The sequence below is a fragment of the Pseudoduganella sp. GW821-FHT05F09 genome, assembly GCF_059419605.1.
The window spans coordinates 311,703-324,728 of the sequence record NZ_JBWKSD010000005.1; the positions used below are offsets into that span (position 1 = coordinate 311,703).

Genomic DNA, 13,026 nt, shown 5'->3' on the forward strand with positions numbered 1-13,026 from the left:
GAAGCTGCCGTGAATAATAAACCCTACGCCCGCGCGCCTGTCTGGCTGTTTGATCTGGACAATACGCTGCACAACGCCTCGCATGCCATCTTCCCGGCCATTACCGCGAATATGAACGCCTATATTGCGCGCGTGCTGGGCCAGGAAGGCGCGCCCGCCGGGGCGGACGAGGTGAACGCGGCGCGCAAGCTGTACTGGCAGCGCTACGGCGCCACCCTGCTGGGACTGGTGAAGCACCATGGCGTGCGCTCCGAGCATTTCCTGCACGAGACGCACAGCATGCCCAACCTGGCGCAGATGATACGGGCCGAAAAAGGCCTGGGCCGCCTGCTGCGCGCCCTGCCCGGCCGCAAGGTCCTGCTCACCAATGCGCCGCACCGCTACTCCACCATGGTGCTGCGCCATATGGGCCTGCACCGCCACTTCTCGCACCATATCGCCATCGAGTCGATGCGCATCCACCGCCAGCTGCGGCCCAAGCCGTCCAAGCTCATGCTGCGCAGGCTGATGCGCAAGCAGGGCGTAACGCCGGGGCGCTGCATCCTGGTGGAGGACACGCTGGCCAATCTGCGCACCGCGCACGGCCTGGGCATGCGCACCGCCTGGGTGACGCAATACCTGAAAGTGGCCGATCCCATCGGCGCGGCCCATGTGCCGAAAAGACTAATTCGCCCCGCTTGGGTCGATGTCAAAGTAAAATCTGTCCGGCATCTGCCAGCGCGCCTGTCCCGGCTGCGCTGAGTTTCTTTTTCATCCACACGTCGAGATCCCATGGCAAGCACACCGCCAGGCCAACGCAGGCAACAAATTCTGGAAGCTCTGGCCGAGATGCTGGAACAGCCCAAAGGCGACAAGATCACCACCGCCGCGCTGGCCCGCAAGCTGGAGTTTTCCGAAGCGGCCCTGTACCGCCATTTCGCCAGCAAGGCGCAGATGTTCGAGGGCCTGATCGAATTCATCGAGACCACCGTGTTCGGCCTGATCAACCAGATCGCCGAGCGCGAGGAAGACGGCCTGGCGCAGGCGCGCGGCATCGTCGGCATGCTGCTGCAGTTCGCCAGCAGCAATCCGGGCATGACGCGGGTGCTGATCGGCGACGCGCTGGTGAACGAGGACGAGCGCTTGCAGCAGCGCATGAACCAGTTCTACGACCGCGTGGAGCTGGCGCTCAAGCAGGCCTTGCGCCAGGCCGCCAGCACCGGCCACGGCCACGAGGCGGACGTGGCGCCGCGCGCGGCCATGCTGGTAAGCTATGTGGCGGGCCGCTGGCACCGCTACGCCAAGAGCGGCTTCAAGCTGAACCCCGCGCAGGACGCGGCGATCCAGATCGCCCTGCTGTTGAACTGACCCAGACCATGAACGCAGAACCGAGTGTGCAGTGCTTCGCATTGCTGGACGACGCCAGCCCGGACGGCATGGCCACGGCGCGCTCGCGCCTGTACACCGGCCACGCGGCCACGCTGCGCTGCACCGGCCTGGCAGGCTGGCACCGCATCCTGGAACAGATGGAAACCGCGCTGGCCAGCGGCCAGCACGCGGTAACGCTGTGCGCCTACGAGCTGGGCGCGCATATCGCGGGCATGAGCGCGCCGGTACGCCCCGACACCGCGCTGCCCGCAGGCGCGCCGCTGGCGCAGATATTGATCTTCAACCGCTGCGACTTGCTGTCGCAGGCGGAAGTGGCCAGCTGGCTGGCCGCGTGTTCGGCCGCCGACCCGGCGCCGGCCGGCATTGCGGACGTGCGCGCCAATGTGGACCAGGCGCAGTTCACCAGCGCCATCGGCCGCATCCGCGACTACATCGCGGCGGGCGACACCTACCAGGTGAACTACACCTACCGTTTGCGCTTCGACGCCTTCGGCTCCATCTTCGCGCTGTACGAGCGCCTGCGCGCGCGCCAGCCCGTGCCTTACGGCGCCTTGGTGGCGCTGGACGACGGTACGGCGGTGCTGTCTCTGTCGCCGGAACTGTTCGTGCGCCACGAGAACGGCGAGCTGACCGCGCGGCCCATGAAGGGCACGGCGCCGGCAGCGGCGGGCGGCGACGAGGCGGAGAACGCGAAGCGCGCCGCCGCGCTGGCGGCCGACACCAAGAACCGCGCCGAAAACCTGATGATCGTGGACCTGCTGCGCAACGACATCGGCCGCATCGCGCAGACCGGCACGGTGGAAGTGCCGGCGCTGTTCGAGGTGCGGCGCTACAGCAGCGTGCTGCAAATGACGTCCACCGTGCGCGCCAAACTGCGCAGCGGCGTGGACATGGCCGGCATCTTCGACGCGCTCTATCCCTGCGGCTCCATCACCGGCGCACCCAAGCGGCGCACCATGGAAATCATCAGCGAACTGGAAGCTGCGCCGCGCGGCCTGTACACGGGCGCCATCGGCTGGTTCCAGCCCTCGGACCACGGCGTGGGCGATTTCTGCATGTCAGTGCCCATCCGCACGCTGGCGCTGCAGGCGCCGCGGAACGGCACGCGGCGCGGCGAAATGGGCGTGGGCGCGGGCATCGTCTACGACAGCGAAGCCAATGACGAATTCGCCGAATGCCAGCTCAAGGCGCGCTTCCTCACCGGACTGTCCAACGACTTCGACCTGTTCGAAACCATGTACGCCACGCGCGAGCAAGGCCCGCGCAACCTGGAGCGGCATTTGCAGCGCCTGTCCGCGTCGGCGCGCTATTTCGGTTTTGCCTACGACGACAAGGCGGCGCGCGCCTACATCGCCATGGCCTGCAATACCATGGCGCCCGCCACGCCAACGCGCTTGCGCCTGGCGCTGAACCAGGCCGGCGCCTTCGCGGTGCAGCAGGGCGCGCTGGCGCCGCTGACGGAGCCGGTGAGGGTGCTCTTGTCGGAAGACGCCACCAGCAGCGGCGACCTGTTCCTGCGCCACAAGACCAGCCTGCGCGCAGGCTACGACGCGGCGTGGAAAGCGGCCGAAGCGCAAGGCGCTTTCGACACGCTGTTCTTCAACGAGCGCGGCGAACTGGCGGAAGGCGGGCGCAGCAGCGTGTTCGTGAAACTGGAAGGGCGCTGGTACACGCCGCCGCTGGCCAGCGGCCTGCTGCCCGGCGTGATGCGCGCCGCCATGCTGGACGATCCGGCCTGGAACGCCAGCGAGCGCGTCATCACGCGCGCCATGCTGGAGCAGGCCGAGGACATCGTGGTCTGCAACGCGCTGCGCGGCGCAATGCGGGCGCAGCTTGCGCCGCAGGCTACTGGTCGATAATCATCTCGAAGCCGCCAAAGAACATGCGCTTGCCGTCGAAGGGCAGGTTCTCGGGCTTCATCCACTCTTCCAGGCGCGGGTCCTTCATCACTTTCTCGTTGACCTCGTCGCGCTTGGCGCGCGACTCGTAGACTATCCACGAGAACACCACCGTCTCGCCCTCCTCCAGCAGGACGGCTTGCGGGAAGGAAGTGTGCTTGCCGGGCTTCACATCGTCGGCAACGCACTCGCGGTATTCCAGCGCACCGAACTCGCGCCAGATGGCGGCGCCCACGGTGGCCATTCTTTTATACGCATCCAGGTTCTTGATCGGAACCGGCAAAACAAATCCATCGACATAAGGCATGGCTGTCTCCTTCGCGTTTGTGAGTCTCCCAGATTAGGCCATCCACGCGCGCAGAACAAGCAGCACACGATAACCTCTAGATTACTTGGAGAAAGGATTATGCAGCGAAATTCCCAAGCGCCCAAAATCCTTGACATTGCGCGTTGCCAACACCGCGGAATGGACTTGGCATATCGCCGCTATCTGGCCGTCTGCCATACTGACAGGATGGCCGGAACGTTCGCCCGCGACGACCAGTGCAGCGTAGCGCTCCGCCGCTGCGCCATCAAACGCCAGGACACGGCCATCAAAATCTTCTAGCAGCATATTGGACAGCGCTTGGGCCAATAATGCCTTGCGCTTTCCAGGGGGAAGACGTTCCACGCCATATAGGCACTCGGCAACTGTAATAGCGGTAATAAAGACTTCACCAGTTAGTAAATTGTCTATCCATGCAACCACAGATTGATCCGGCGCAGACCGCATCAACTCCGACAAAATATTAGTATCAAGAATTATCATTCCGAAAGGTTCGCTGCGCGCGGCTTTTCCTTGCGGACGGGAAGAGCAAGTTCAGGTAAATCAAGATGCGCAAAGCGCCTGCTGATTTTGCTGCCCAATCCTTCGGAGATTTGCTCTGCAGCGAGCACTTGCTTGAGAATTTGCAAAGCCTCATCCTCAACAGATCGCTTATTCCTAGCCGCATTGCTTCGCAACCTTGCTTGTAATTCATCATCAAGATTTCGAATTGTCAGCGTATTCATTTCGCCTCCTTGGACACTCCATGCTTCAATACTAGCACTGCTCGGCGAACTGGCGGCGGTAGGCGCCGGGGCTGGTGGCGGCGAGGCGGCGGAAGTGGTGGCGCAGCGATTCTTCCGAGCCGAAGCCGGCGCGCTCGGCCACTTGCGCGAGCGGAATATCCGGCGATTCCAGCAGGTCCTTGGCGATGGCGACACGCTCGCGCGTAAGCCATTCCACCGGTCCCATGCCGGTGGCGTCCTGGAATTGCCGCTGCAAAGTGCGCGCGCTCATGGCCGCGCGCTCGGCCATCGATTTGACGGTGTGCGGCAGCGCCGGATTGGCGCGCAGCCAGTCCAGCAGGCGCGCCAGCCGGCCCTGCTCGTCGTGCGCCATGGGGCGCGGCAGGAACTGGGCCTGGCCGCCTTCGCGGTGCGGCGCCACCACCAGCCGCTGCGCCACCAGGTTGCCGACGCGCGCGCCGTAGTCGCGCCGCACCAGGTGCAGCAGCATGTCGATGCCGGCCGCCGAGCCGGCCGAGGTGATGACCTGGCCCTGGTCCACGTACAAGTCGTCCGGCTGCACGATGATGCGCGGGTGGCGGCGCGCCAGGCGTTCGGTGTAGCGCCAGTGGGTGGTGGCGCGCAGGCCGTCCAGCACGCCGGCGGCGGCCAGCACGAACACGCCGGAGCAGATCGAGCACAGGCGCGCGCCGCGCGCGTGGGCGGCTCGGATGGCTTCCAGCAGTGCCGCTGGCGGCGCTTCGTCGGCGTCGCGCCAGCCGGGGATGACGATGGTGTCGGCCAGCGCCAGCAGCTCGGGCCGGTAAGGCGCTTGCACCGTAATGCCGCCCGCCGCCCGGATGGGGCCCGGTTCGATGGCACAGACCTGGAAGTCATACCAGTCCACGCCCAGCTCGGGGCGTTCCAGCGCGAACAATTCCACCACGCAGCCGAACTCGAAGGTGCAGAGCCGGTCGTAGGCCAGGGCGACGACAAGGTGCTTTTTCATGGCGTAATCTTACCGCATATTGGCATATGCGCCACTGCCGCCGGATGACCGGGAATTTGATAATGGCCATACCGCAACCAACAACAGGAGTTGACCATGTCGCACGTGACCGCAACCGCCGCCGCCCCCAGCCCGCTCGCGCTGGCGCATTTCGAGGCCGAATTCTCGTTTGAAACAGACTGCTGGGACGTGCATGACGCGCTCAGCAGCGGCCAGCAGGATTTCGTGCTGCTCGACGTGCGCGGCACGGAGAAGTACGCGGCCGGCCATGTGCCGGGCGCGGTGGATCTGGCGCACCGTAAAATCATCGGCTCCAAGATGGCGGCCTATCCGGAGGGGACGCTGTTCGTGGTCTATTGCGCCGGGCCGCACTGCAACGGCGCCGCCCGCGCCGCCGTCCGCCTGGCCGGGCTGGGCTTGCCCGTCAAGCTGATGGCCGGCGGCATCACCGGCTGGCTAGACGAAGGCTTCAGCCTTGCGCGATCAGACTTGGCCACAGTCGCGTGAGCACTGTTTGAGTTAAATCAACCGTTGATGCCGGACATGTTGCGCTCACTGGATTACAACGATCGCTTGCACTAGGATGAAAGGATGATATTGCGAGGTGCCGCCATGCCAACTTTGAATCTTGAATTGTCCCGCAGCCTGGACAGCAAACTGGACGCTATCGCCAAACGTAGCGGCATACCGAAAATCGAAGCGGTTCGCCGGGCCTTTGCGCTGCTCATTGTTGCCGACGAAGAACGACAGCGCAACGACGGATCTAGCGTAGGGATAGTCCGCCGAAACGAAGACGACCAACTGGAAGCGATCTGCCCAATCAACGGACTATGACAACCCGTCAACCGGAGCGCCGGGCACGTGATGCCCCGGATCTCACGGAAATCTTGATGCAGCAGGACGTCACGCTTAGCGCTGGTGAGCGTTTGCGCTTTGCCAAACAAGTCCTGCTCGGCATGGGCTTACTCTGCGGGGGAATCATTGCAGCATATGCTTGCGCACCAGAAAACCGTGCACTCTCGGCCATCTTCGAACTCGTCAAGATCGGCGCGCTGCCGCTGGTCACGCTGGTGATTTCATTCTACTTCCCCAATAATTCGAGCAAGTAACTATAGCCAAGCCAGCAGCTGCTCCCGGACTTGCGGGGAGTCGAGCAGGTCCATATGGTTGCTGCGGTAGACGGTGGCTTGGCGGCCAGGGGCGAAATCGAGGCAGCGGCAAAGGTCTTCGTTCCAGCCGAGGGCGCTGGCCAAGGGCACCAGGCCGTCGCCCGCCATCCGGCCGCTCAGCTGGCTTGCATCCTTGCCTATGGTGCCGGCCACCGCGTAGCAGGCCACGCCTTCCGGCAGCGGCACCGGCGCGGGCAGCGCACCATGGGCGAAGCGGTCGCGGCCCACCCAGTCGCTGTCCAGCAGGCTGCCGTGCCGCAAGTCGGTGATGCCGGCGCTGCGCAGCTTGACCAGGCGGGTGAAGGGCGCCGTGTAGGGCGTGAAATCGGTCAGCAGGTGGACCCAGTTGCCGCCGCGCTCCAGCGGCGCGCCCTGGTGCGGCGAACCGAGGAACACCAGTTTGCTCAGATGGGCCAGCCAGCGGTGTCCGGCCTGCGCGCCGTAGTGGCAGGCGCTGCGCGCCACCAGGCCGCCCATGCTGTGGCCGACAATCACCAGTTCCTCCACCGGCACCGGCCAGCCGGCCAGCAGCGCTTCCAGCTTGTGGGCGAAATCGTCGCCGTTTTCAGAGATGTGGCGGCCAGTGTTGTAGTGCAGATAGACCGGCGTGTAGCCGCGCTCGCGTTCCAGCATGGCGCCGTGGTCATGGCCGTTGCGCCGCCATTGCAGGTCGTTCATGCAGAGGCCGTGCGCCAGCACGAGGATGCGGCCGCCCGGGGCCGCCGATGGCGGGGGAAACGCCAGCGGCTGGCCATTGCGCCGGAACTGCATCGGTATGGCCAGGGGATTGCCGTCCTGCGCGAGCCGGTCGCCCAGCACGCCGTTCAGCGCGGCGAGGACGGCCTCGCGGCCCGCCCAGCCGCTGCGCTCGCCCAGCAGGGGCTGCAGGCGCGCCAGACTGTGCTCCAGCCCGCCGCCCGCCAGTCCCGCCACGCCGCGCACGCTGCGGTAGACCATTGAGGTGGCCAGCGCCAGCGGCCGCCCCACAGGCGCAGGAACGTGGCCCAGTACGGCCAAGTGGACAGCCTGCGCCAGATCGGCCACGCCGCCCACGGCGCCGGCGGCCAAACGCGTGGCGCCGATCAGGTCAGCCACGCGGGACGCGGTCGGCGCCAAGGCAGGCTTGAGAGCGAGCTTGGTGGCCATGGCGCGGCGCGCTTAGCCGCCCAGCGCTTTTTCCACCGCGCCCACCAGCTGCTTGTCTTCCGGAGTGACCTTGCTCGGGAAGCTCTCCACCACCTTGCCGTTGCGGTCGATCAGGTATTTATGGAAGTTCCAGGCCGGAGTCTTGCCGGTGGCCTTGATCAGGCTGGCATAGAAGGGATTGGCCGCCGTGCCGGACACCACGGTCTTGGCGAACATGGGGAATTTCACGCCGTAGGTGTTGTAGCACAGGTCGGCGATTTCCTTGGCCGAACCCGGCTCCTGCTTGCCGAAGTCGTTCGACGGGAAGCCCAGCACCACCAAGCCCTTGCCGCTGTACTTGCCGTACAGCGCCTCCAGCCCCTCGTACTGCTTGGTGTAGCCGCAATAGCTGGCGGTGTTCACCACCAGGATAACCTTGCCCGCGTACTGGCACAGGTCCTGCGGCGCCTCGTCCTGCAGGCGGTTGAACGACTGCTTCAGGATGGCCGGGCAGCTGGCGGCGGCCGGTGCGGCGGCCGGAGCAGCCGATTGCGCGTAGACAGGGGCGTTGCCCAGCAGACCCAGCGAGGACACGATGGCGAGAGCGGCGATTTTCTTGGACATGGCGGTAGGGGCAATCAGATTAAAAAAACCATTCTATGCCAAACACCTAACCGCCGCACTATTGATGCAGATTAAACTCCGGCCCCCGCCGCGCCAGCAAAATGGCAGCTTACCTGTCCCAAGCCGAGTCTCCCCATGCGCCGCCATCCCCGTTCCCACCGCCTGCTGCACACCGTCATCCTGTTGGCGCTGATCGCCGTCGCCCTGCTGCTGTTGCCGATGCCCTCAGCTATTTCCATGTAGTTACTTGTCCCTAGGAGGTCGCCATGTTTCCCCTGTTCTGGAATTGGTCGCCGCAGTTTTTCCTGCCGTGGAGCGGCAGCGTCAGGCAGGATATCGAGCTGGACCGGTTTTTCAACGCCATCCCGCGCGCGGCCGGCGACGGCGCGATCGAGCAGGCGGCCTTCAAGCGCGCCTCCTACGGCAGCCAGCTGGGCTGGATCACGGAAGTGCTGCTGGAGGCGATGAAAGAGGTGCCGGCGGACGAAAACAGTCCGCTGGGCAAATTGCGCCTGGCCAACGCCGACATCCAGCGCATGAAGCTGGAGCGGCATTACCTGGCGGCGGGCGACATCAGCGGGGAAAGGATCGCGGACTACCTGCGCACCTTGCGCAAGCAGGACGGCGCGCGCTATGAACAGCTGAGCCAGCAGCTGCTGCACCTGCTGCAGCCGCCGGCCAAGAGCGATTAAATCCCGCCCAGGCAGATGTACTTGATGACCAGATAGTCTTCCATGCCGTAAATCGACCCTTCGCGGCCCAGGCCGGACTGCTTGACGCCGCCGAAGGGCGCGATTTCGTTGGAAATCAGCCCGGTGTTCACGCCCACCATGCCGGATTCCAGCCCTTCGGACACCCGCCAGATGCGGCCGATGTCGCGCGAATAGAAGTAGCTGGCCAGGCCGAACTCGGTGTTGTTGGCCAGGGCCACGGCTTCCTCGTCGGTATGGAAGCGGAACAGCGGCGCCAGCGGGCCGAAGGTTTCCTCGTCCGACACGCGCATGGCCGGCGTCACGTCGGCGATCACGGTGGGCTCGAAGAAACTGTGGCCCAGCGCGTGGCGCTTGCCGCCCAGCAGCAGACGGCCGCCCTTGGCCAGCGCGTCGGCCACGTGCTCCTCCACCTTCTGCACCGCCTTGGCGTCGATCAGCGGCCCCTGCGTCACGCCCGGCTCGGTGCCGTCGCCCACTTTCAGCTTGGACACCGCCGCCACGAACTTCTGCGCGAAGGCCTCGTACACGCCGTCCTGCACATAGATGCGGTTGGCGCACACGCAGGTCTGGCCCGCGTTGCGGTACTTGGAGGCGATGGCGCCCTCCACCGCCGCGTCCAGGTCGGCGTCGTCGAACACGATGAAGGGCGCGTTGCCGCCCAGTTCCAGCGACAGCTTCTTGATGGTGGGCGCGCACTGCTCCATCAGCAGGCGGCCCACGCCGGTGGAGCCGGTGAAGGTGAGCTTGCGCACGATGGGATTGCTGGTCATTTCGCCGCCGATGGCCTTGGGCGAGCCGGTGACCACGCTGAACACGCCCGGCGGCACGCCGGCGCGCTCGGCCAGCACGGCCAGCGCCAGCGCCGAGAACGGCGTGGCCTCGGCCGGTTTCAGCACCATGGGGCAGCCCGCCGCCAGCGCCGGGCCGGCCTTGCGGGTAATCATGGCAGTCGGGAAATTCCAGGGCGTGATCGCGGCGCACACGCCGATCGGCTCCTTGGTCACGATCAGGCGGCGGTCCGGCCAGGGCGAAGCCAGCGTGTCGCCCGCGACGCGCTTGCCCTCCTCCGCAAACCACTCGATGAAGGACGCGCCGAACACCACTTCGCCCTTGGCTTCGGCCAGCGGCTTGCCCTGCTCGGTGGTCATCAGCAGCGCCAGGTCGTCCGTGTTCTCCACGATCAGGTCGGCCCATTTGCGCAGCACGGCGGCGCGCTCCTTGGCGGTCTTCTTGCGCCAGGCCGGCCAGGCGGCGTTGGCGGCCTCGATGGCGCGGCGCGTTTCAGCGGCGCCGCAGTCGGGCATGGTGCCGACCAGTTCGCCCGTGGCCGGGTTGTGCACGGCGTGGGTCTTGCCGTTGTCGGCATCGGTCCAGACGCCGTTGATATAGGCTTGCTGGCGCAGCAGGGTGGGATCTTTCAATTGCATAGGTGGCTCCGTGCATAGTGATTACCGTCGCTTACTATGCCACAGAGGCGGCGCGCTTGCAGGGCGCCTGAATTTACTTGATCTTGATCGCCAGCAGGGCCGGATCGGGCTTGGGCCATTTCAGTTTCAGGCCCTCCAAAGTCTCCAGCAGTATGGAGGCGATGGCCAGGTCGCGGTGCGGCTTGGAGTCGGCCGGCACCACGTACCAGGGAGCGTGGCTGGCGTCGGTTTCCCGCAGGGCGTCCTCGTAGGCGCGCCGGAAAGCGGACCATTTCTTGCGCAGCTCGAAGTCCGCCGGGTCCAGCTTCCACTGCTTGGCCGGATCATCCAGGCGCGCCTGCAAACGGCTGCGCTGCTCATCTTTCGAGACGTGCAGGAAGACCTTGATGATGGTGGTCCCGGTTTCCGCCAGCATGCGCTCGAAGTCGCGGATGTGGGCGTAGCGGCGCTTGCATTCCTTGTCGTCCACCATGCCCAGCACGCGGGTAATGAGCACGTCCTCGTAATGGCTGCGGTTGAACACCGTCAGCTCCCCTTTGGCGGGCACTTCGCGGTGCACGCGCCACAGGTAATCGTGGGCCAGTTCAAGTTCGGTGGGCGCCTTGAACGACACCGCCCGCAATCCCACCGGGTTGATGGCGCCGAACAGGCTGCGCACCGCGCCGTCCTTGCCCGACGCATCCATCCCCTGCAGCACCAGCAGCACCTTGTGCTTGCGCTGGGCGTACAGCATGGGCTGCAGCGCGGCCACGCGCTCGAGCAGCGCCGCCGTGGTTTCCTTGTCGTCCCCCTTGTCGCCGTCGCCCAGGGGCTGGCGGGACGCGTCCGCGTCGCGCAGCTTGAAGTCGGCGGGAAGGCGGAACAGCTCGAGGGCTTTTTTGTTGGAGGATTTCATGCGGGCTTTCAGGTACGCGCCGGGTAGCGCATGGCGGCCACTTCGCGCAAGGTGGACAGCATGGCCTCCGCGCCGGGCGACAGCTGGTGCTGGCGGCGCGTGACGATGCCGTACAAATCCATGCGCAGGCCCAGGTCATAGGGCAGCACCACCAGCAGGCCCGCGTCCAGGTAGGGCCGCACCAGCTCCTCCGGCAGCGCCGCCACCATGCGGCTGCCGCTCAGCAGATTGGTCACCACCGGCAGCGCCAGCGTCTCCACGGTTTCCGACGGCGGCTCCAGGCCTTGCGACAGGAACAGCGCGGTCAGGCGGTCGCGCAGGATGCTGCCGGCCGGCGGCAATACCCAGCCTTCGCGCGACAAATCGGCCAGTTGCAGGTCCGTGCGCCCGGCCAGCGGGTGGCCGGCGCCGGCGATCACGCTGTGCGGCTCGTCGGTCAGCGGTTCGAAATTCAGTTCGGCGGTCAGCGCGGTATCGAGAATGCGGCCGATCACCAGATCCAGCTCGCCCGCGCGCAGGCGCTCGGCCAGCACCTTGCTGGTGTCCACGGTAATGGCCACCTGCAGGCGCGCGTTGCGGCGCTTGATCAGTTTCACGGCGTCCGTCACCAGACCGGCAGACGGCGTAAGCACCGTGCCCAGCGACACCCGGCCGCTCAGGCCGGACAGCAGTTCCATCACTTCCTGGTGGGCCGCGTCCATTTCCGCCAGCGCCGCGCTGGCGCGCCGTATCATCACCTCGCCGTACCAGGTTGGCACCACGCCGCGCGGCAGGCGCTCGAACAGCTGCACGTTCAGGGCGTGTTCCAGCTCGCCCAGCAGCTTGGAAGCGGCGGGCTGGGTCAGGTTGGCGGCTTGTGCGGCGTGCAGGATGGAGCCGTGCCGGCCCAGTTCTACCAGCAGAACCAGGTGGCGCGTCTTCAGGTGTGAACGGACAAATCGATCGGAACGTGGGTCGGGCATGCAGGCCTATGCGGCTAAAAAGTCGTTACTCATGATAGAGCTGCGACCTGCCACCGTCAATCAGGATGTCCGTTGCGTTGATAAATCGGGCTTCGTCGCTGGCCAGGAACAGCGCCGTGTAGGCCACTTCGCGCGGCTCGCCGATGCGGCGCGGCGGCAGCAAGGCGGCCTGCCGGGCGCGTTCGGCCTCCGGATCGGGGTTGGACGCGAGCCAGGCTTCCACGTTTTCGGTCATGATCAGGCCGGGCGAAATCGAGTTCACGCGGATGCCGCGCGCCGCGTATTCGATGCCCAGAGAGCGGGTCAGGCCGATCAGCGCGTGCTTGGCCACCGGGTAGGGGAAGGTGCCGGGGATGATTTTGTGGCCGTGCACCGAGGCGATATTGACCACGCTGCCCGCGCCCTGCGCCAGCATGTGCGGCAGCGCCGCGCGCGTGACGTTCCAGGCGCCGTCCAGGTCGACGGCGAAGCAGCGCTGCCATTGCTCGTCCGTCAATTCCAGCGGATCGGCGAACATGTTCACGCCCGCGTTGTTGACCACGATATCGATGCGGCCGAAGCGGGCCACCGCCTGTTCCGCCAGCGCCTGCATGGCGGCCTTGTCGGCGATATCGCCCTGCACGAACAGCGTGCGGGCGGGATCGAGTTCGGCGCGCATGGCGGCGGCGGCATCGTCGTCGCGGTGGCTGTTGAGCACCACGTAGGCGCCCTCCTGCGCGAACAGGCGCGCCACCGCCGCGCCTATGCCCAGCGTGGAGCCGGTGACGATGGCGACTTTGTCCTGGATACGTCCGGCCATGGCGCCGC

General features: G+C 65.9%; 17 protein-coding genes. 7 read left to right on the forward strand and 10 right to left on the reverse strand.

Translation table 11 applies throughout. The features are described 5' to 3' along the window. The first annotated feature begins 9 nt into the window (after window positions 1-9). From AC07S4_RS18265 to pabB, 3 genes are read left to right on the forward strand one after another with little or no spacing between them, the layout of a single operon-like run. Window positions 10-741: an HAD-IA family hydrolase gene (locus AC07S4_RS18265; protein ID WP_494988008.1), complete on the forward strand. Its 732-nt coding sequence runs from the start codon at window positions 10-12 to the stop codon at window positions 739-741. A gap of 30 nt (window positions 742-771) precedes the next feature. Further along, window positions 772-1,347 carry a nucleoid occlusion factor SlmA gene (gene slmA, locus AC07S4_RS18270; RefSeq protein ID WP_494988009.1) on the forward strand — a complete coding sequence of 192 codons (576 nt, stop codon included), beginning with the start codon at window positions 772-774 and terminating at the stop codon, window positions 1,345-1,347. 8 nt (window positions 1,348-1,355) lie between these two features. Further along, complete coding sequence (gene pabB / locus AC07S4_RS18275) at window positions 1,356-3,227, forward strand: aminodeoxychorismate synthase component I (RefSeq protein ID WP_494988010.1); 1,872 nt, start codon at window positions 1,356-1,358, stop codon at window positions 3,225-3,227. Here the strand turns inward: pabB and AC07S4_RS18280 are convergent. The 4 genes from AC07S4_RS18280 to ftrA all read right to left on the reverse strand — a co-directional run bounded on the left by AC07S4_RS18280 (window position 3,214) and on the right by ftrA (window position 5,304). Continuing rightward, window positions 3,214-3,573, reverse strand: coding sequence for a DUF1428 domain-containing protein (locus AC07S4_RS18280; RefSeq protein ID WP_494988011.1), 360 nt, complete (start codon window positions 3,571-3,573; stop codon window positions 3,214-3,216). The two genes, pabB and AC07S4_RS18280, sit on opposite strands and share 14 nt — an antisense overlap. Before the next feature lie 81 nt (window positions 3,574-3,654). After that, window positions 3,655-4,074, reverse strand: a complete 420-nt coding sequence (locus AC07S4_RS18285) for a type II toxin-antitoxin system VapC family toxin (protein ID WP_494988012.1) — start codon at window positions 4,072-4,074, stop codon at window positions 3,655-3,657. After that, window positions 4,071-4,316: a FitA-like ribbon-helix-helix domain-containing protein gene (locus AC07S4_RS18290; RefSeq protein ID WP_494988013.1), complete on the reverse strand. Its 246-nt coding sequence runs from the start codon at window positions 4,314-4,316 to the stop codon at window positions 4,071-4,073. Before AC07S4_RS18290 ends, AC07S4_RS18285 begins: the two co-directional genes overlap by 4 nt. 31 nt (window positions 4,317-4,347) lie before the next feature. Next, window positions 4,348-5,304, reverse strand: a complete 957-nt coding sequence (gene ftrA, locus AC07S4_RS18295; RefSeq protein ID WP_494988014.1) for a transcriptional regulator FtrA — start codon at window positions 5,302-5,304, stop codon at window positions 4,348-4,350. Between the two features lie 96 nt (window positions 5,305-5,400). Between ftrA and AC07S4_RS18300 the strand changes: the two genes are divergently transcribed. From AC07S4_RS18300 to AC07S4_RS18310, 3 genes are all read left to right on the forward strand, one after another. Continuing rightward, the gene (locus tag AC07S4_RS18300) at window positions 5,401-5,811 is read left to right on the forward strand and encodes a rhodanese-like domain-containing protein (protein ID WP_494988015.1); all 411 of its coding nucleotides are present in this window, start codon (window positions 5,401-5,403) and stop codon (window positions 5,809-5,811) included. A gap of 105 nt (window positions 5,812-5,916) precedes the next feature. Next, on the forward strand, window positions 5,917-6,138 hold the full coding sequence (locus AC07S4_RS18305; protein WP_494988016.1) for a hypothetical protein: 222 nt from the start codon (window positions 5,917-5,919) through the stop codon (window positions 6,136-6,138). A 56-nt stretch (window positions 6,139-6,194) separates the two neighbouring features. After that, window positions 6,195-6,413: a hypothetical protein gene (locus AC07S4_RS18310; protein WP_494988017.1), complete on the forward strand. Its 219-nt coding sequence runs from the start codon at window positions 6,195-6,197 to the stop codon at window positions 6,411-6,413. Here AC07S4_RS18310 and AC07S4_RS18315 read toward each other — a convergent pair whose 3' ends face one another. Then, window positions 6,414-7,619, reverse strand: coding sequence for a PGAP1-like alpha/beta domain-containing protein (locus tag AC07S4_RS18315; RefSeq protein WP_494988018.1), 1,206 nt, complete (start codon window positions 7,617-7,619; stop codon window positions 6,414-6,416). Between the two features lie 12 nt (window positions 7,620-7,631). Further along, the gene (locus AC07S4_RS18320) at window positions 7,632-8,222 is read right to left on the reverse strand and encodes a glutathione peroxidase (RefSeq protein ID WP_494988019.1); all 591 of its coding nucleotides are present in this window, start codon (window positions 8,220-8,222) and stop codon (window positions 7,632-7,634) included. 266 nt (window positions 8,223-8,488) lie between these two features. Between AC07S4_RS18320 and AC07S4_RS18325 the strand changes: the two genes are divergently transcribed. After that, window positions 8,489-8,914: a hypothetical protein gene (locus AC07S4_RS18325; protein WP_494988020.1), complete on the forward strand. Its 426-nt coding sequence runs from the start codon at window positions 8,489-8,491 to the stop codon at window positions 8,912-8,914. Here the strand turns inward: AC07S4_RS18325 and gabD are convergent. The 4 genes from gabD to AC07S4_RS18345 all read right to left on the reverse strand — a co-directional run bounded on the left by gabD (window position 8,911) and on the right by AC07S4_RS18345 (window position 13,018). Further along, window positions 8,911-10,362, reverse strand: a complete 1,452-nt coding sequence (gabD, locus tag AC07S4_RS18330) for an NADP-dependent succinate-semialdehyde dehydrogenase (RefSeq protein WP_494988021.1) — start codon at window positions 10,360-10,362, stop codon at window positions 8,911-8,913. The genes AC07S4_RS18325 and gabD overlap by 4 nt on opposite strands. 73 nt (window positions 10,363-10,435) lie before the next feature. Further along, window positions 10,436-11,257 (reverse strand): PPK2 family polyphosphate kinase, encoded by an 822-nt coding sequence (locus tag AC07S4_RS18335; protein WP_494988022.1) that lies wholly within the window; start codon window positions 11,255-11,257, stop codon window positions 10,436-10,438. Window positions 11,258-11,265: 8 nt separating this feature from the next. After that, the gene (locus AC07S4_RS18340; RefSeq protein WP_494988023.1) at window positions 11,266-12,219 is read right to left on the reverse strand and encodes a LysR substrate-binding domain-containing protein; all 954 of its coding nucleotides are present in this window, start codon (window positions 12,217-12,219) and stop codon (window positions 11,266-11,268) included. Window positions 12,220-12,244: 25 nt separating this feature from the next. Further along, on the reverse strand, window positions 12,245-13,018 hold the full coding sequence (locus AC07S4_RS18345) for an SDR family oxidoreductase (RefSeq protein ID WP_494988024.1): 774 nt from the start codon (window positions 13,016-13,018) through the stop codon (window positions 12,245-12,247). Between the last annotated feature and the right edge of the window lie 8 nt (window positions 13,019-13,026).